The organism is Streptomyces sp. YKOK-I1, assembly GCF_054660435.1.
Genome location: NZ_BAAGDR010000001.1, coordinates 2,315,740 through 2,332,729, shown reverse-complemented (window position 1 = coordinate 2,332,729; position 16,990 = coordinate 2,315,740). Strand labels below are relative to the sequence as shown.

Genomic DNA, 16,990 nt, shown 5'->3' with positions numbered 1-16,990 from the left:
CCGAAAACCAAGACGCACTGGCCAAGAGCACTGTCCATGAGCCGGTGACGGGGACCATCCGCCAGCCAATCGGAAGCACGGGAAGAGATGTCGGCACCCAATAAGTCGTACGACCCTGTCGAGGTCGAGGCGTTGAAACCGGAAGAGATCGAGCGCATGCGGGACGAGGCGCTCGCCGCCTTCGCCGCCGCGGACTCCCTCGACGCGCTCCAGGAGGCCAAGGTCGCCCACACCGGCGGCACGTCCCCGCTGGCGCTCGCCAACCGCGAGATCGGCGCGCTGCCCCCGCACGCCAAGGCAGCCGCCGGCAAGGTGGTCGGCCAGGCCCGCGGCGCGGTGAACAAGGCCCTCGCCGGCCGTCAGGAGGAGCTGGAGGCCGAGCGCGACGCCCGCGTGCTGGTCGAGGAGGCGGTGGACGTCACCCTGCCGTACGACCGCGTACCGGCCGGCGCCCGCCACCCGCTCACCACGCTCTCGGAGCGCATCGAGGACATCTTCGTGGCCATGGGCTACGAGGTCGCCGAGGGCCCGCAGGCCGAGGCCGAGTGGTTCAACTTCGACGCCCTCAACATCGGCCCCGACCACCCGGCCCGCGGCGAGGCCGACACGTTCTTCGTGCAGGGCCCGGACGGCGGCACCGAGTCCGGGGTCGTGCTGCGCACCCACACCTCGCCCGTGCAGATCCGCTCGCTGCTCTCGCGCGAGCTGCCGGTCTATGTGATCTGCCCCGGCGTCGTCTACCGCACCGACGAGCTGGACGCCACGCACACCCCGGTGTTCCGCCAGGTCGAGCTGCTCGCCGTGGACGAGGGCCTGACCATGGCCGACCTCAAGGGCACCATGGACCACATGGTCCAGTCGCTGTTCGGCGAGGGCATCAAGACCCGGCTGCGGCCCAACTTCTTCCCGTTCACCGAGCCGTCCGCCGAGATGGACATGGTGTGCTACGTCTGCCGCGGCGAGTCCGTCGGCAACCCCGACCGCCCCTGCCGCACCTGCTCCTCCGAGGGCTGGATCGAGCTCGGCGGCTGCGGCATGGTCAACCCCAAGGTGCTCACCGCCTGTGGCGTCGACCCCGAGAAGTACAGCGGCTTCGCCTTCGGATTCGGCATCGAACGGCTGCTGATGTTCCGCCACAACGTCGAAGACATGCGAGACATGGTCGAGGGTGACATCCGGTTCACCCGGCCGTTCGGGATGGAGATCTGATGCGGGTCCCGCTTTCCTGGCTGCGGGAGTACGTCGACCTCCCCGCCACCGAGACCGGCCGTGACGTACAGGCCGAGCTGGTGTCCGCCGGCCTCGAGGTCGAGACGGTCGAGCAGCTCGGCGCCGACCTCAAGGGCCCCCTCGTCGTCGGTCAGGTGCTGACCATCGAGGAGCTGGAGGGCTTCAAGAAGCCGATCCGCTTCTGCACCGTCGACGTCTCCACCGCCAACGGTACGGGTGAGCCGCAGGAGATCGTCTGCGGCGCCCGCAACTTCGCCGTCGGCGACAAGGTCGTCGTCGTCCTCCCGGGCGCCGTCCTGCCCGGCGGCTTCGCCATCGCCGCCCGCAAGACGTACGGCAGGACCTCGCACGGCATGATCTGCTCCAGCGACGAGCTGGGCATGGGCGACGACGGCACCAAGGGCATCATCGTGCTGCCCCCGGAGACCGAGGTCGGCAAGGACGCCATCGAGCTGCTGGAGCTGGTCGACGAGGTCCTGGACATCGCCGTCACCGCCAACCGCGGCGACTGCCTGTCGATCCGCGGCGTCGCCCGCGAGGCCGCCATCGCCTACGGTCTGCCGCTGCGCGACCCGGCCCTGATCGACGTACCGGCCCCGAACGCCTTCGGCTACCCCGTGCGGGTCTCCGAGCCGCTCGGCTGCGACCGCTTCACCGCCCGGACCGTCACCGGTCTGAGCCCCGAGGCACGCTCCCCGATCTGGCTGAAGCGCCGGCTCCAGAAGGTCGGCATGCGCCCGATCTCGCTCGCCGTCGACGTCACGAACTACGTGATGATGGAGCTGGGCCAGCCGCTGCACGCCTACGACCGCGCGCTGGTCCAGGGCACCATCGGCGTCCGCCGGGCCGGGGAGGGCGAGCAGATCGTCACCCTCGACGGCGTCACCCGGAAGCTGCACGCCGAGGACCTGGTCATCACCGACGACCGCGGCCCCATCGGCCTCGCGGGCGTCATGGGCGGCGCCAACACGGAGATCGCCGACCACGACGCCGCCGAGAACGGCGGGAACTCCACGGGCGACGTGGTCATCGAGGCCGCCCACTTCGACGCGGTGTCCATCGCGCGCACGGCCCGCCGTCACAAGCTGTCCTCCGAGGCCTCGCGCCGCTTCGAGCGCGGCGTCGACCCGGCCGCCGCGGCGGCCGCCGCCCAGCGCACGGTCGACCTGCTGGTGCTGCTCGCGGGCGGTACGGCCGACGCGGGCGTCACCGAGGTCGTCACCCCGTCCGGCCCGCACACCATCACCGTGGCGGCGAACCACCCCGACAAGGTCGCCGGTGTCGGCTACGGCCGGGAGACCGTCGTGCGCCGCCTCCAGGAGATCGGCTGCGACGTGTACGGGCAGGACGAGCTGATCGTCACCGTCCCGTCCTGGCGGCCCGACCTCACCGAGATCAACGACCTGGCGGAGGAGGTCATCCGCCTGGAGGGCTACGAGAACCTGCCCTCCACGCTGCCCAAGCCCCCGTCGGGCCGCGGTCTCACCCACCGCCAGCGGCTGCACCGCCGCGTCGGCCGCGCGCTGGCCGGCGCCGGTTACGTCGAGGCCCCGAACTACCCGTTCATCGGCGAGGGCGTCTTCGACCAGCTCGGCCTGGCCGCCGACGACCCGGCCCGCCGCGTCGTCAAGCTCACCAACCCGCTCAACGACGAGGAGCCCGCGCTCCGTACGTCGCTGCTGCCGGGCCTGCTGGGCGCCCTGCGGCGCAACGCCGGCCGGGGCGGCCACGACCTCGCGCTGTTCGAGACCGGCCTGGTCTTCCACCCCCGCGAGGGGGCCGGCGTCGCCGGTCACCTCCCGGTCGACCGCCGCCCGACCGACGAGGAACTCGCGGCGCTCGACGCCGTCCTCCCCGAGCAGCCGCGCCATGTCGCCGCCGTCCTCGCGGGCGCCCGCGAGCAGGCCGGCTGGTGGGGCAAGGGCCGTCCGGCCGACTGGGCCGACGCGGTCGAGGCGGGGCGCGCGGTCGCCCGGGAGGCCGGTGCCGACCTGATCGTGCGCGGCGGCCAGTACGGGCCGTGGCACCCCGGTCGCTGCGCCGAGTTCGTGGTCGTCCCCGACGGCACCGAGCGGGTCGTCGGGCACGCGGGCGAACTGCACCCCCGGGTGCTGAAGGCGCTGGGCCTGCCCGCGCGCACCTGCGCGATGGAGCTGAACCTCGATGTCCTGGAGGCGGTCGGCGACGACACCCCGCAGGCGCCGAGCATCTCCACGTTCCCCGTGGCCACCCAGGATGTCGCCCTCGTGGTCGACTCCTTCGTCCCGCACGCGGACGTCGAGGCGGCGCTGCGCGAAGGGGCGGGTGAACTGCTGGAGGGCATCCGGCTGTTCGACGTGTACGTCAACGACGAGCAGCTGGGTGACGGCAAGAAGTCGCTGGCCTACGCGTTGCGCTTCCGCGCGGGGGACCGGACGCTGACGGTCGACGAGGCGTCGGCCGCGCGGGACGCGGCGGTTGCCCTCGCGGGCGAGCGGACGGGAGCGGTTCTGCGGGGCTGACGTCGTTCGCCGGGTGCGGGGAACCGCGTGAGCAACCACGACGCACCCGCACCCGGCAAGGCACCCTCGTCACGGCGCACCGCCGGGCCGTCGCGTATGTGAGGGGGAGCCGACGGCCCGGCGAACCTCTTTCGAGGCGTTCCAGTCAACCGGGCGGAAACTCTGCGCGACAGCGCGCACACGGTGCGGATGCGCGCACTCTCTTCACACCCCGTGTGAAGACGAACCCACTAACCTGGGCGCACCGAGGCACCGGGGGGCACCCAATGCAGCCCAACACTCTGCTCGACGCGATCCTGGACGAGGCGGGCATCTCGCACGCGGGCCTCGCCGCCCACGTCAACCAGGCCGGCCGGGCACGCGGACTCGCCCTGCGCTACGAGCACACCGCGGTCGCCCGATGGCTGAAGGGACAGCGGCCGCGCGGCCAGGTGCCCGATCTGATCTGCGAGGTCCTCGCGGTCCGGCTGCACCGGCCGGTCACCCTCGACGACATCGGCCTCGGCGTGCCCGGCGAGCCGTCCGCCCCGCACGGCACCTCCCTGTCCGGCTTCGTCGAGCGGGCCACCGCCCTGTGGCGCTCCGACGAGCAGCAGCGCCCCCATCTCCTCGGCGCCCCCGCCGTGACCGGGACGCCCGCCGTGATGCCGGTGTGGGAGTGGGAGAACCCGCCCGAGGACGTCGACGTCTCCCGGGGCGGCCGGCACCGGGTCACCTCCGCCGACCTGGAGATGCTGCGGGCCGCGCGCACCCACTACGAGCAGATGTACCGCAAGGCGGGCGGCATCGCGACCCGCAGCCGTATCGTCGGCTTCCTCAACGCCGAGGCCGCGCCCCTGCTGCGCGGCAGCTACACCGATGAGACGGGGCGTCAACTGCACCGGGCGACCGGCGGGTTGGTGGCCGTCGCCGGGATCTGCGCCTATGACTCCGACGCGCACGGCCTCGCCCAGCGCTACTTCCACCAGGCCCTCAGACTCGCCAAGGCCAGCGGGGACCGGGGACTTGGCGCGTACGTCATCGCGTTGCTCGTCAACCAGTCGCTGTTCATGCGGGAGTACCGGCAGGCCGTGGCCTTCGCGGAGGCCGCGCTGCGCGCCGCGGGCAAGCACATCACTCCCGCCCTGTCCTCCGATCTGTACGCGATGCAGGCCAAGGCGTACGCCCACCTCGGCGACGGTACGAGCGCGCTGTCGTGCATCCGGCGGGCGGAGACGGCCGCCGATCGCATCCGGCGGGGCGTCGAGCCCGACGAGACCGGCTATGTCCAGCCCGGTCTGGTCAATGTGCAGGTGGCGGAGGCGCTGCTCAGTCTCGGTGAGATCGCCGCGGCCGCCGAACATGCCCAGGCCGCCGTGGGTACGCCCGCGCACGACCGCGGCCGGGTGCACCGGCTCGCCATGCTCAGCACGATCGAACTGCGTCAGGGCCATGCCGACAAGGCCGTGGTCACCGCCGTCCAGATGGCCGAACAGGCCCGGGGAATGGAGTCCCAGCGGCTGCGCGACAGACTCCGGGCGGTGCGTGAACACCTGGTGCGCAGCGGCTGTTCGGGCACCGCCGAGGCGGCCGAGCTCATCGACGGAGCACTGCGCGTACCGCTCTAGACCTCCGGGGTGCTCCACAGTCCCTGCTGCGATATTGCCACTCACCCGACGGAAGGTGGCAGAACCGTGCAGTGGACGAAACAGAACGAACAAACTGTGTATGAAAACCGCTGGTTCAGCGTCAACCTGGCCGATGTGGAGCTGCCGGACGGCCGGCACCTGGACCACTTCCTGATACGGCTGCGGCCCGTCGCCGTGGCCACGGTGGTCAACGAGGCGAACGAGGTCCTGCTCCTGTGGCGCCACCGCTTCATCACCGACAGCTGGGGCTGGGAGCTCGCGGCGGGCGTCGTCGAGGACGGCGAGGACCTCGCCCGCGCGGCCGCCAGGGAACTCGAGGAGGAGACCGGCTGGCGGCCGGGGCTCCTGCACCACCTCATGAGCGTGGAACCGTCCAACGGTCTCACCGACGCCGTCCACCACATCTACTGGTCGGACCGGGGCGAGTACGTGGGACACCCCGTGGACGACTTCGAGTCGGACCGGCGGGAGTGGGTCCCCCTGAAGGTCGTACCCGACCTGGTCGCCCGGGGGGAGGTCCCGGCCGCCAACATGGCGGCCGCGTTGATGCTGTTGCACCATCTGAGGCTGACGGGGGAGTAGAGGGGTGTCCGCTCCTGTGAGACGAACGGGCCCGGCACTCCGAAGAGCGCCGGGCCCGTACCGAACACGGTGGGACATCAGTACGTGTAGAACCCCGAGCCGGTCTTGCGGCCCAGCCGGCCCGCGTCCACCATGCGCGCGAGCAGCGGCGGAGCGGCGTACAGCGGCTCCTTGTACTCGTCGTACATCGACTGCGCGACCGAGGCGACCGTGTCCAGGCCGATCAGGTCGGACAGCTTCAGCGGGCCCATCGGGTGGGCGCAGCCCATCTCCATGCCGTTGTCGATGTCCTCGCGGCTGGCGATGCCCGTCTCGAACATCCGGATCGCGGACAGCAGATACGGGATCAGCAGCGCGTTGACGACGAAGCCGGAGCGGTCCTGGGCGCGGATCGCGTGCTTGCCCAGCACCTTCTCCGCGAACAGCTGCGCCCGGCCCAGCGTGCCCTCGGAGGTGGTCAGGGCCGGGATCAGCTCGACCAGCTTCTGCACGGGGGCCGGGTTGAAGAAGTGGATGCCGACGACCTGGTCGGGCCGCGAGGTGGCGACCGCCAGCTTCACCAGCGGGATGGAGGAGGTGTTGGAGGCCAGGATGGCGTCCGGGCGGGTCACCACCTGGTCGAGGACCTGGAAGATCTCCGTCTTGACCTGCTCGTTCTCCACGACGGCCTCGATGACGAGGTCCCGGTCGGCGAATTCGCCGAGGTCCGTGGTGAAGCTCAGCCGCGCCTGCGTCGCGTCCCGCTCCGCCTCGGAGATCTTGCCGCGCTCGGCGGCCTTGGCCAGGGAGCCGAACAGCCGGGTCCGGCCGAACTCCAGGGCCTCGCCGGTGGTCTCGGCGACCTTGACGTCGAGTCCGGCGCGGGCGCACACCTCGGCGATGCCCGCTCCCATCTGGCCGCAGCCCACGACTCCGACGCGTTCGATGTCCGTCACATCGTCCCCTTCGCTGACTCCGATGCCTGTGACAGGTCTGCCGGGTTCCGGTCGGCCTGCTCCGATCGTGCACGTTACTAGCAAGTATCGATGATCGATCACCGGGGGCGGTGCATGCTGTCCGCGGAGACGATCCGTGACCGAGCGGATCCATGGCGTGACACAGGGATGGGTGTGATGGGGCGACTGACCCGGAGGGCGTTCGCGCTGGCGGCGCTGTCGGCGTTCACCACGACGGGCGCGACGGCCTCGCCAGGGCGTGGGGGAGCGGGGGAGGGCCGGGCGGCGGCCGAGATGCGAGGCCTGTGGCTGGCCACGGTCGCGGGCCGCGACTGGCCGTCCAAGCCGGGGCTGACCGCCGCGCAGCAGCGCAAGGAGCTGATCGACTGGCTGGACCTGGCGGTGCGCGACCGCCTCAACACGGTGGTCTTCCAGGTCCGGCCCACGGCCGACGCGCTGTGGCCCTCCCCGTACGAGCCCTGGTCGCAGGTCCTCACCGGCACCCAGGGGAAGTCCCCGGGCTGGGACCCGCTGGGCACCGCCGTCACCGAGGCCCACGCCCGCGGCCTCGAACTCCACGCCTGGTTCAACCCGTACCGGGTGGCCACCCACGCCGACCGGTCCCGGCTGGTCGCCGCCCACCCGGTCCGCAAGCACCCGGAGTGGGCCGTGGAGTACGGCGGCAAGCTCTACTACAACCCGGGCCTGCCGGCGGTCCGCGCCTTCGTGCAGGAGGCGATGCTGGACGCCGTGAAGAAGTATCCCGTCGACGCCGTCCACTTCGACGACTACTTCTACCCGTACCCGGTCGCGGGTCAGACCTTCGACGACGACGAGGCCTACGACGCCTACGGCGGCGCGTTCACCACCCGGGCCGCCTGGCGGCGGGACAACGTGAACAAGCTGGTGAAGGAGATGGCCGCCAAGATCAAGGCCGCGCGCCCGGGCACCCAGTTCGGCATCAGCCCGTTCGGGGTGTGGCGCAACGCCTCCACCGACTCACGCGGCTCGGACACCCGCGCCTTCCAGTCGTACGACGAGATCTACGCCGACAGCCGCAAGTGGGTGAAGGAGGGCTGGCTCGACTACGTCGTCCCCCAGCTCTACTGGGAGATCGGCAACTCCGCCGCCGACTACGCCAAGCTCGTGCCCTGGTGGGCGGAGACGGTCAAGGGCAGCCGGACCCGGCTCTACCTCGGCGAGGGCCTGTACAAGGCGGGCGCGTCGGGGCAGCCCGCCGCCTGGGCGGCCAAGGCCGAGCTGAGCAGGCATCTCACGCTGGCGAAGAAGTACCCGCAGGCGCGCGGGCATGTCTTCTTCGCCGCCAAGGACGCACGGACGGACCGGATCGGGGCGATGGCGCGGGTGGTCGCCGACCACTACGGGCAGTCGGCGAAGCCCCCGCGCTGATCTACCGCTGTTCCTCGGACGTGGTCCGGTGACGGATCTCGGTGTCGGGGCCGGGTGAGCACACACCCACATGCCCGTCGGTGAAGCGGACGCGGAACGGCGGGTTGCCGTCCTGGCCCAGTACTTCGACGATCTCGCCGACCTTGTCGTGTTGGCCGACCACCCTGCCGTGCTGGACAAACTGGTCGCCCGCGGTTGCACGCATCTGCGGGGCCTCCTCGCCGTGTGGACTCGCCGTGTGGAAGGGAGCAGTGGTCCGTGGTGTCGATTCCCGTGACTGCCTCCCGGCTCGCGCCGGGGTGACGGACACGGCCTAGCCCCGCGCCCGCTGGGTGACGGCGATGCAGACCAGTACCGCCGCCGCGGTCAGCGGTGCGGCGGGCGTGAGGTGTTCGCCCAGCAGCAGCACCGACCACACCAGTGTGAGCAGCGGCTGCGCCAACTGCAACTGGCTGGCCTTCGGGATGCCGATGGCCGCCATGCCCCGGTACCAGACGACCAGGCCGAGGAACTGCGAGCCGGCCGCCACCCACACCAGCCCGGCCAGGCTGTGCGCGGTCGGCGCGACGGGCTCGTGGGCCAGCGCGAGGGCGGCGGCGGGCACCCCGAGCGGCAGACACAGGACCAGCGCCCAGCCGATCACCTGCCAGCCCGGCATCACCCGGGCCAGCCGGCCGCCCTCCGTGTAGCCGGCCGCGCACACCAGCAGCGCCCCGAACAGATAGAGATCGGCGCTGGTCAGCGCCCCGCCGCTCTGCTGCACGGTGAACGCCACCACCGCGGCGGCCCCCGCGAGCGCCGCCGTCCAGAAGGTGCGCGAGGGCCGGGTGCCCATGCGCAGGGCGGACAGCAGCGCGGTCGTCAGCGGCAGCAGGCCGACGACGACGGCGGCATGGGCGGTGGTGGAGGTCTGCAGCGCGAGGGTGGTCAGGAGCGGGAATCCGATCACCACCCCGCCGGCGACCACCGCGAGTCCCGCCCAGTGCCGCCGCTCGGGCACGGGTATCCGCAGCGCCAGCAGACACCCGCCCGCGATCACCGCGGCCAGCACACTGCGCACCGCCACCAGGGACCAGGGGCCGAAGCCCTCCAGCCCCCAGGCGGTGGCGGGGAAGGTGAGGGAGAAGGCGACGACCCCGAGGGCCGCCTGGAGGGTGCCGGGACTACGGGCGGGCGGGGTGCTGACCGCTATCGTGGGCGCTGCGATAGCGCTACTCTGTGTCTTCATGCAAGAGCGTAGCAGTGTGGATGAGCTGGCAGATCGCCTCCGGAGAGAGCTGGACCGCTACTCTCCCGGTGGAAAGCTCCCCTCCAGTCGGGCGCTGGTCGAACGGTTCCGGGTGAGCCCGGTGACCGTCTCGCGGGCGCTCGCCCAACTGGCCGCCGAGGGACTGGTGGTGACCCGGCCCGGGGCCGGGGCGTTCCGGGCCCGGCCCCGCCCCGTGGCCGCACCGGCCGGGGACACCTCCTGGCAGGAGGTCGCCCTCAGCGCGGACGGCGCCGACCGTGTCCCGCGTTCGGTCGACGCCACCGGCGTCACCGTCTCCCTGGCCGCCCCACCGCCCGGTGTGGTCGAGTTCAACGGCGGCTATCTGCACCCCTCGCTGCAACCCGAGCGCGCCATGTCCGAGGCCCTGGCCCGCGCCGGACGCCGGCCCGGCGCCTGGGGACGGCCCCCGATGGAGGGCCTGCCCGAGCTGCGGGAGTGGTTCGCCCGCACCATCGGCGGGACCGTCGGCGCGGCGGAGGTGCTGGTCGGCGCCGGCGGTCAGGCGGCGCTCACCACCGCCCTGCGCGCCCTCGCCCCGCCCGGCGCGCCGGTCCTCGTCGAGTCCCCGACCTACCCCGGCATGCTCGCCATCGCCCGCTCGGCGGGCCTGCGGCCGGTCCCCGTCCCCGTCGACGCCGACGGTGTGAGACCGGACCTGCTCGCCGACGCCTTCCGGGCCACCGGCGCCCGGGTGTTCGTCTGCCAGCCGCTGTTCCAGAACCCGACCGGCGCCGTCCTGGCCCCCGACCGGCGCGGCGAGGTGCTGCGCATCGCACGGGAGGCGGGCGCGTTCGTCGTCGAGGACGACTTCGTACGCCGGCTCGCGCACGAGGACGCGGGCCCCCTGCCCCGCCCGCTCGCCGCGGACGACCCCGACGGAGTCGTCGTCCACGTCGGCTCGCTCACCAAGGCGACCTCGCCCAGCTTCCGGGTGTGCGCCCTCGCCGCGCGCGGACCGGTGCTGGAACGACTGCGCGCGATCCAGGTCGTCGACACCTTCTTCGTGCCCCGCCCGCTCCAGGAGGCGGCCCTGGAACTCGTCGGCTCGCCCGCCTGGCCGCGCCATCTGCGGACCGTCGCCGCCGAACTCCGTGCCCGCCGGGACGCGATGACCTCCGCGCTCCGGCTGCGGCTACCCGAACTCGCCCTCCCGCACATCCCGTCCGGCGGCTACCACCTGTGGCTCCGGCTGCCCGACGGGACGGGGGGCACCTCCCAGGCTTTCGGCTCTGGGGGAGAGAGCGTGTTCACGGCCGCCGCCCTGCGCGCCGGTGTCGCCCTCACCCCCGGCCGCCCGTACTTCTGCGCGGAACCCCCGGCCGCCCATGTCCGGCTGAGCTTCGCGGCCGTCGCGGGCACGGAGGAGATCGCGGAAGGGGTACGACGGCTGCGCGCGGCTTGGGACGAGGTGTCCCCGGCTCCACGTCCGGTGTGACGCGCGGCCGGGCCGATCGACCCGCGTGACGCGCGGTTTGGGCCGCTCGTCCGGTGTGACGCGCGGTTGGAGGGGAGGTGTTCGCGCCGCAGCGTCCGGTGGGGCGTGTGGCTCGTGGTGGGGTGTTTCCGGCTCGTCGTCCGACGTGACGCGGGACCTGCGACGAGACGCTCCCGGCAAACCGTTCGACATGACGCGCCGCCCGCTGTGAGGATCCGGCCATGAACGCCGTTCCGCCCCTCGCCGAGGGCTACGAGATCTCCGCCGACCCCGCCCGCATCGACGCCGGACGCGTCCACCGCTGGCTGTCCACCGACGCGTACTGGGCGCTCGGGCGCGAGCGGGAGCGGCAGGACCGGGCGATCGCCGGCTCGCTGAACTTCGGGGTCTACGACCGCGCCTCCGGCGAGCAGGTCGCCTACGCGCGCGTGGTGACCGACCTCGCGACCTTCGCCTGGCTGTGCGACGTCTACGTGGACCCGGCGGCGCGCGGCAAGGGCATCGGGACCTCCCTCGTCGCCGCCGTACGCGACCACCTGCTGCCGCACGGACTGCGCCGCATCCTGCTCGCCACGCACGACGCCCACGGGGTGTACGAGAAGGTCGGCTTCGAGGCGCTGGAGGAGCCGGACCGGTGGATGGCGCTGATCTTCGCGAAGCTCGGTGTGGCGTGAACATGGCCGAGGCGTGCGTGAGCCTGCCTGCGGCGGGCGTGAGGCCTGCGCGCGGCTCGTTTTCTCAGGACTTGTCCGGCACTTCCTGACTCGCTGGTAAGAATTCCGGCGTCTGTCACCCGGCGCCCCTTGACCTGCGCAGTTGCTCGGCTCACCATCACCGCATGCCACTTCGGGTGACGTTCGTCGCAGCCGCGCGCAGCTCGCCCCTGCTCGCGGAGCGCTTCGAGGACGACCGGCCGCTGGACCAGGCGGGCTGGGACGAGGTGCAGCGGGTGGTCCCCGACCTCCTGCCCCTCGCCGCCGCCGAGCTGCGCTACTGCTCGCCCACGCCGAGCAGCCGGATCACCGGTGACGCCCTCGGCTATGCCCCGCTGGTGCAGCTCGCGCTGCGCGACTGCGCCATGGGCCGCTGGCGGGGTCTGACCCTGGGCGAGGCGATGGCCCGTGAGCCGGCCGCCGTGGACGCCTGGCTGGCCGACCCGCTGGCCACCCCGCACGGCGGCGAGTCCCTGCTGGACTTCATCACCCGGGTGGGCGACTGGCTCGACACCCGCCCGCTCGGGGACGGCGACCGGATCGTGGCGGTCGCCGAGCCCGGCGTGATCCGCGCGGCGGTGGTGTACGCGCTCAAGGCGCCGCCGTCGACGTACTGGAACATCGATGTGCGCCCCCTGTCGACGACCACCGTCACCGGCCGGGGCGGGCGCTGGAACCTGCGTCTGGAAGGGGCGTCGGTTCAGCCCACGCGCGCGTAGTCCGTGGTGAGCAGCAGGTCCTTGGCGGGGCCGCCGACGCGCCACACCGTGCGCCAGTGGTCCGCGTCCCGGACGGTGAACTCGCCCCGGTAGAGGTCCGCGGAGCACGGGTGGACGGCGGTGTGCCGTCCGGTCGTCAGGTCCAGGTCGTGGAAGGGCCGGCCGTCGGCGAACCGGACGTCCGCCGTGCCCGGTACCGGGCCGGGCAGAAAGCGCAGGGTGCGCTCGGCGGGCCGGTCGACCCCCAGCCAGGTGAACGTGCCGGACTCCTCGTGCAGCAGGCCCCCGCCGTCCAGCGGGCTGAACACGGTGGTGCCCCGGAAGCGGCCCTCGGCCCCGCTCGCCAGATCCCGCACCACGCGCTCCACCCGCCATCGCCCGGCGAGATGGGCGAGGACGTCCGGAACCGGCCGGAGCACCTCCATCGCCTCACCCTCTCCGCGGCCGGCGGCGCCATCCGTCGGGGGAGCCGGTGGGTGCCTTGCGGTCGTCCCGGGCCCGGATCTGGTGGCGCGCGGCATGGCCGGTGGCGCGGAAGGCCCCCTCGCAGGCGGCCGGCGCCCCGCTCATGCCGGCCCCCGCGTCGCGTCGCACGCGTGCGTCCATGCCCCGACGATACGTGCCCGCCCCATTGACGCGCTCATGCCCCATCTCTATCTTGCCGTTCGAAGTGTTGACCAGCGTTCAGCATATCGAACAGTGCCACACCGACCCCCAGAGCCGCGGAGCGTCCATGCCACGCACCACCCGCAACCGTCTGAGACTCGCCCTCGGAGCAAGCGCTTTCCTCCTGGCCGTCGGCGGAGTCCCCGCCACCCCCGCCGGAGCCGCCGACACCACCGACTACACCCTCACCGTCGACCCCGCGGCCAAGGGCGCGAAGATCGACGACACGATGTACGGCGTCTTCTTCGAGGACATCAACCGGGCCGCCGACGGCGGTCTGTACGCCGAGCTGGTGCAGAACCGGTCCTTCGAGTACACGACCGTCGACAACCGCTCGTACACCCCGCTGACCTCCTGGACGGTCTCCGGCTCGGCGAACGTCGTGAACGACGCCGGCCGGCTCAACGACCGCAACCGCACCTACCTCTCCCTGGGCGCCGGTTCGTCCGTGACGAACGCCGGTTACAACACCGGGGTCCGCGTCGAGGAAGGCCAGAAGTACGACTTCTCGGTGTGGGCCCGCGCCGAGGCCGGTACCACCCTGACGGTCTCCCTCCAGGACGCCGACGGCACCCTCGCCACCGCCCGCCGGGTCGCCGTGCGCACCGGCGGCTGGGCCAAGTACAAGGCGACCTTCACCGCCACCCGCACCAGCAGCACCGGCCGGCTGACCGTGGGCTCCTCGGAGGCGGCCGCGCTCGACATGGTGTCGCTGTTCCCGCGCGACACGTACAAGCACGAGCCCAACGGCCTGCGCAAGGACCTCGCCGAGAAGATCGCCGCCCTGCACCCGGGCTTCGTCCGCTTCCCCGGCGGCTGCCTGGTCAACACCGGCTCCATGCAGGACTACAGCGAGGCCTCGGGCTGGCAGCGCGCCCGTTCCTACCAGTGGAAGGACACCGTCGGCCCGGTCGAGGAGCGGGCCACGAACTCCAACTTCTGGGGCTACAACCAGAGTTACGGACTCGGCTACTACGAGTACTTCCGCCTCGCCGAGGACATCGGCGCGATGCCGCTGCCCGTCGTCCCGGCTCTGGTCACCGGGTGCGGCCAGAACAAGGCCGTCGTCGACGACGCCCTGCTGAAGCGGCACGTCCAGGACACCTTCGACCTGATCGAGTTCGCCAACGGCCCGGTGAACTCCACCTGGGGCAAGCTGCGCGCGAGGATGGGCCATCCGAAGCCCTTCCACCTCACCCACATCGAGGTCGGCAACGAGGAGAACCTCCCCGAGGAGTTCTTCGCCCGCTTCACGGAGTTCCGCACCGCGATCGAGGCCAGGTACCCCGGCATCACGGTGATCTCCAACTCCGGCCCGGACGACGCCGGTTCCACCTTCGACAAGGCCTGGCAGCTCAACAGGGACGCCAAGGTCGCCATGGTCGACGAGCACTACTACAACAGCCCGCAGTGGTTCCTCCAGAACAACGACCGCTACGACTCCTACGACCGCGGCGGCCCGAAGGTCTTCCTCGGCGAGTACGCCTCCTGGGGCAACGCCTTCAAGAACGGCCTCGCCGAGGCCGCCTTCATGACCGGCCTGGAACGCAACGCGGACGTCGTGAAACTCGCCTCCTACGCCCCGCTGTTCGCCAACGAGGACTACGTCCAGTGGAGCCCGGACATGGTGTGGTTCAACAACCACGCCTCCTGGAACTCCGCCAACTACGAGGTCCAGAAGCTGTTCATGACCAACGTCGGCGACCGGGTCGTCCCGTCCACGGCCACCGGCACCCCCTCCCTCCAGGGCCCGATCAGCGGAGCCGTCGGCCTGTCGACGTGGGCGACGACGGCCGCGTACGACGACGTGAAGGTCACGGACGCGGACGGCGCCACGCTGCTGAGCGACGACTTCTCGGGCGACGCCGCGCAGTGGAGCCACACCGGGGGCGGCAGCTGGTCCCTCCAGGACGGGCAGTACGTCCAGACCGACGTGGCCGCCGAGAACACCATGGTCTCCGCCGGTGACGTGAACTGGCACGACTACGACCTGCATGTGAAGGCCACCAAGAAGTCCGGCAAGGAGGGCTTCCTCGTCGCCTTCGGCGTCAAGGACACCGGCAACTACTACTGGTGGAACCTGGGCGGCTGGAACAACACCACCACCGCGGTCGAGCAGGCCGTGGACGGCGGCAAGTCCACCCTGATCTCCAAGGCCGGCACCATCGAGACGGGCCGCGCCTACGACGTCGACATCAAGGTGCGCGGCCGCCAGGTCACCCTCTCCCTCGACGGCCAGGAGTGGGGCAGCTTCACCGACGACAAGCCGGCCGAGCCGTTCCGCCAGGTCGTCACCCAGGACAAGAGGACCGGCGACCTGATCGTGAAGGTCGTCAACGCCCAGTCCGCCGACGCCCGCACGGCGATCGACCTCGGCGGCGCGAAGGTCTCCCCCCGGGCCCGGGTGACGACCCTGACCGCCGCCCCGAACGCCGTCAACACGGAGACGGCGACCCCGGTCGCCCCGGTGACGTCCACCTTCACCGGCGTCGCCGACCGGTTCACGTACACCTTCCCGGCGAACTCGATCACCTTCCTGAGGATCAGGCAGAGGTAGCCGGTCCGGGCGGGTGCGGCCGGCCGGACCGGCCGCACCCGCCCCTCAGTCGCCGTCGGGGACGCCGCCGGGGGCGTCGTCGTCCCAGGGGGCGAACCGCGCGAACTCCACCGGGTCGTCCTCCTCGTCCGGCCTGCACAGCCCGGGCCCGCCGAGCCCGCCGCGCTGCCAGGCCAGCAGGGTGTCGATCAGCCCCTGCTCCAGCGGCGGCCCCTGGTCCGCGTGGCGCGGCCAGAACACCAGCGGCCAGGCGTCCGGGTCCTCGCCCTCGGTCAGCCAGCCCAGGTGGTCGCCGTCGATGGAGTCGGCGAACGGCAGGAAGCCGCCCGGGGCGGGGAAGGTGGCCAGCGGATACCACTCCGCATAACCCTCCCGCAGCGACTCGTACGCCTCCAGGACCTCCTCGACGTACGCCGTGAAGCGCGGCGCCCTCGTGCGCAGCGGCGCCGGGAAACGCAGCCAGCCGCTCCAGGTGCCACAGCCGTACGCCTCCATGACCTGCGTGTACTCGCCCGGGAGCCGGACGCCGAGCTGTTCGGCGAGCTGCTCCCAGGTGCCGTCGCCGAGGTGGGGACGGGCGGGCGGCGGGGTGAGCAGGCGCAGGGCGTCGAGGCCCGTGCCCGTCTCCAGGGCCCGCACGCGTTCCGCCGGGGTGAGGCGGGGCTCGACCGGGGCGGGCGGGGTCCACGGTCCGGCGCCGGGCAGGAAGGCGGTACGGGCGGCGGTGCCCGGCAGCGGGCCCAGCAGCGGGCCGGGCGGGGAGGGGAGCTCCCAGGTGTCGCGGACGGTGTGCCGCAGATACCCGGTGAGTGTGAGGTCGTAGCGGTGCCAGGGGAGCAGCCCGCTGCCCGGGACGCCGTCCGTGTGGCGTACGACGACCGTCCACGCGTCGGGGTCGTCCGAGACGGAGGTGTCCCAGAAGAGGTCGTCGGTGCCCCGGCTGCATCCCCAGGCGAGCAGCCCGCCGGGCTCCGGGTGGACGGAGAACCGTTCCTCCGCAGGCAGGTCGCGCAGGGCGATACGGGCCGCCCGGTGCGTCCGGCCGAGCCAGGTGCCGTAGTCGAACCGCTCGTCGGCGCACGGCACGTGGATCCAGAGGTACTGCCCGAAGTCCAGCGGCCCGTGGCGGTCGGCGAGCCGCTTGTAGTCGGCGGGCAGCGGGGTGCCGAGCCACTCCTCCACGGCCGCCCAGTCGACGGGGACCGGTACGGGCGGGCGCCGCGCGTCCGCTGCGGTGAAGTCGGCCAGATCGTCGAGCACTGAGTCCTCCGCCTCCCGGGCATGATCACGGAGTGACCGATTCTGTCATCGACGGGGCGCGGGCCCCTGTATGGATCACGCATG

Annotated in this window: 15 protein-coding genes; 9 read left to right on the top strand and 6 right to left on the bottom strand. The window is 72.2% G+C overall.

What is annotated here, in order from left to right:
- Positions 1–87: 87 nt before the first annotated feature.
- The 4 genes from pheS to ACYQ8Q_RS09835 all read left to right on the top strand — a co-directional run bounded on the left by pheS (position 88) and on the right by ACYQ8Q_RS09835 (position 5,941).
- Positions 88–1,209: a phenylalanine--tRNA ligase subunit alpha gene (gene pheS / locus ACYQ8Q_RS09850; protein ID WP_358995000.1), complete on the top strand. Its 1,122-nt coding sequence runs from the start codon at positions 88–90 to the stop codon at positions 1,207–1,209.
- Positions 1,209–3,731 (top strand): phenylalanine--tRNA ligase subunit beta, encoded by a 2,523-nt coding sequence (gene pheT / locus ACYQ8Q_RS09845; RefSeq protein WP_460063678.1) that lies wholly within the window; start codon positions 1,209–1,211, stop codon positions 3,729–3,731. The genes pheS and pheT overlap by 1 nt, the downstream gene beginning before the upstream one ends.
- Positions 3,732–3,997: 266 nt before the next feature.
- Positions 3,998–5,338 carry a transcriptional regulator gene (locus ACYQ8Q_RS09840; protein ID WP_460063677.1) on the top strand — a complete coding sequence of 447 codons (1,341 nt, stop codon included), beginning with the start codon at positions 3,998–4,000 and terminating at the stop codon, positions 5,336–5,338.
- A gap of 66 nt (positions 5,339–5,404) precedes the next feature.
- Positions 5,405–5,941: an NUDIX hydrolase gene (locus ACYQ8Q_RS09835; RefSeq protein ID WP_460063675.1), complete on the top strand. Its 537-nt coding sequence runs from the start codon at positions 5,405–5,407 to the stop codon at positions 5,939–5,941.
- Positions 5,942–6,018: 77 nt separating this feature from the next.
- Here the strand turns inward: ACYQ8Q_RS09835 and ACYQ8Q_RS09830 are convergent, their stop codons facing one another.
- A complete protein-coding gene (locus tag ACYQ8Q_RS09830) occupies positions 6,019–6,876 on the bottom strand; it encodes a 3-hydroxybutyryl-CoA dehydrogenase (RefSeq protein ID WP_460063673.1) in 858 nt (285 codons plus the stop codon).
- Between the two features lie 177 nt (positions 6,877–7,053).
- Here ACYQ8Q_RS09830 and ACYQ8Q_RS09825 point away from each other — a divergent pair, with 177 nt between their 5' ends.
- Positions 7,054–8,286, top strand: coding sequence for a glycoside hydrolase family 10 protein (locus ACYQ8Q_RS09825; RefSeq protein WP_460063671.1), 1,233 nt, complete (start codon positions 7,054–7,056; stop codon positions 8,284–8,286).
- A gap of 1 nt (position 8,287) precedes the next feature.
- Here the strand turns inward: ACYQ8Q_RS09825 and ACYQ8Q_RS09820 are convergent, their stop codons facing one another.
- Both ACYQ8Q_RS09820 and ACYQ8Q_RS09815 read right to left on the bottom strand, forming a co-directional pair.
- Positions 8,288–8,491: a DUF1918 domain-containing protein gene (locus tag ACYQ8Q_RS09820; RefSeq protein ID WP_460063668.1), complete on the bottom strand. Its 204-nt coding sequence runs from the start codon at positions 8,489–8,491 to the stop codon at positions 8,288–8,290.
- A gap of 108 nt (positions 8,492–8,599) precedes the next feature.
- Positions 8,600–9,514, bottom strand: coding sequence for a DMT family transporter (locus ACYQ8Q_RS09815; RefSeq protein WP_460063666.1), 915 nt, complete (start codon positions 9,512–9,514; stop codon positions 8,600–8,602).
- Between ACYQ8Q_RS09815 and ACYQ8Q_RS09810 the strand changes: the two genes are divergently transcribed.
- The 3 genes from ACYQ8Q_RS09810 (at position 9,513) to ACYQ8Q_RS09800 (ending at position 12,423) form a co-directional block, all read left to right on the top strand.
- Positions 9,513–10,991, top strand: a complete 1,479-nt coding sequence (locus ACYQ8Q_RS09810) for an aminotransferase-like domain-containing protein (protein ID WP_460063663.1) — start codon at positions 9,513–9,515, stop codon at positions 10,989–10,991. The genes ACYQ8Q_RS09815 and ACYQ8Q_RS09810 overlap by 2 nt on opposite strands.
- A gap of 221 nt (positions 10,992–11,212) precedes the next feature.
- A complete protein-coding gene (locus ACYQ8Q_RS09805; RefSeq protein WP_460063661.1) occupies positions 11,213–11,665 on the top strand; it encodes a GNAT family N-acetyltransferase in 453 nt (150 codons plus the stop codon).
- A 164-nt stretch (positions 11,666–11,829) separates the two neighbouring features.
- The gene (locus ACYQ8Q_RS09800) at positions 11,830–12,423 is read left to right on the top strand and encodes a histidine phosphatase family protein (RefSeq protein WP_358994971.1); all 594 of its coding nucleotides are present in this window, start codon (positions 11,830–11,832) and stop codon (positions 12,421–12,423) included.
- Here the strand turns inward: ACYQ8Q_RS09800 and ACYQ8Q_RS09795 are convergent.
- Both ACYQ8Q_RS09795 and ACYQ8Q_RS09790 read right to left on the bottom strand, forming a co-directional pair.
- Positions 12,405–12,848, bottom strand: coding sequence for a DUF6314 family protein (locus ACYQ8Q_RS09795; protein WP_460063657.1), 444 nt, complete (start codon positions 12,846–12,848; stop codon positions 12,405–12,407). The genes ACYQ8Q_RS09800 and ACYQ8Q_RS09795 overlap by 19 nt on opposite strands.
- Before the next feature lie 4 nt (positions 12,849–12,852).
- Positions 12,853–13,029 carry a hypothetical protein gene (locus ACYQ8Q_RS09790; protein ID WP_460063655.1) on the bottom strand — a complete coding sequence of 59 codons (177 nt, stop codon included), beginning with the start codon at positions 13,027–13,029 and terminating at the stop codon, positions 12,853–12,855.
- A 127-nt stretch (positions 13,030–13,156) separates the two neighbouring features.
- Here ACYQ8Q_RS09790 and ACYQ8Q_RS09785 point away from each other — a divergent pair, with 127 nt between their 5' ends.
- The gene (locus ACYQ8Q_RS09785) at positions 13,157–15,646 is read left to right on the top strand and encodes an alpha-L-arabinofuranosidase C-terminal domain-containing protein (protein WP_460063653.1); all 2,490 of its coding nucleotides are present in this window, start codon (positions 13,157–13,159) and stop codon (positions 15,644–15,646) included.
- 45 nt (positions 15,647–15,691) lie between these two features.
- On the opposite strand, the gene ACYQ8Q_RS09780 is transcribed toward ACYQ8Q_RS09785, so the two are convergent.
- Complete coding sequence (locus ACYQ8Q_RS09780; RefSeq protein WP_460063651.1) at positions 15,692–16,906, bottom strand: SMI1/KNR4 family protein; 1,215 nt, start codon at positions 16,904–16,906, stop codon at positions 15,692–15,694.
- Positions 16,907–16,990 lie beyond the last annotated feature (84 nt).

Excerpts from the sequence above, each read along its gene's own strand:
- pheS (WP_358995000.1), top strand. The coding sequence starts at position 88 with ATGTCGGCACCCAATAAGTCGTACGACCCTGTCGAGGTCGAGGCGTTG.
- pheT (WP_460063678.1), top strand. The coding sequence starts at position 1,209 with ATGCGGGTCCCGCTTTCCTGGCTGCGGGAGTACGTCGACCTCCCCGCC.
- ACYQ8Q_RS09840 (WP_460063677.1), top strand. The coding sequence starts at position 3,998 with ATGCAGCCCAACACTCTGCTCGACGCGATCCTGGACGAGGCGGGCATC.
- ACYQ8Q_RS09825 (WP_460063671.1), top strand. The coding sequence starts at position 7,054 with ATGGGGCGACTGACCCGGAGGGCGTTCGCGCTGGCGGCGCTGTCGGCG.
- ACYQ8Q_RS09820 (WP_460063668.1), bottom strand. The coding sequence starts at position 8,491 with ATGCGTGCAACCGCGGGCGACCAGTTTGTCCAGCACGGCAGGGTGGTC.
- ACYQ8Q_RS09810 (WP_460063663.1), top strand. The coding sequence starts at position 9,513 with ATGCAAGAGCGTAGCAGTGTGGATGAGCTGGCAGATCGCCTCCGGAGA.
- ACYQ8Q_RS09815 (WP_460063666.1), bottom strand. The coding sequence starts at position 9,514 with ATGAAGACACAGAGTAGCGCTATCGCAGCGCCCACGATAGCGGTCAGC.
- ACYQ8Q_RS09805 (WP_460063661.1), top strand. The coding sequence starts at position 11,213 with ATGAACGCCGTTCCGCCCCTCGCCGAGGGCTACGAGATCTCCGCCGAC.
- ACYQ8Q_RS09800 (WP_358994971.1), top strand. The coding sequence starts at position 11,830 with ATGCCACTTCGGGTGACGTTCGTCGCAGCCGCGCGCAGCTCGCCCCTG.
- ACYQ8Q_RS09795 (WP_460063657.1), bottom strand. The coding sequence starts at position 12,848 with ATGGAGGTGCTCCGGCCGGTTCCGGACGTCCTCGCCCATCTCGCCGGG.
- ACYQ8Q_RS09790 (WP_460063655.1), bottom strand. The coding sequence starts at position 13,029 with ATGGACGCACGCGTGCGACGCGACGCGGGGGCCGGCATGAGCGGGGCG.
- ACYQ8Q_RS09785 (WP_460063653.1), top strand. The coding sequence starts at position 13,157 with ATGCCACGCACCACCCGCAACCGTCTGAGACTCGCCCTCGGAGCAAGC.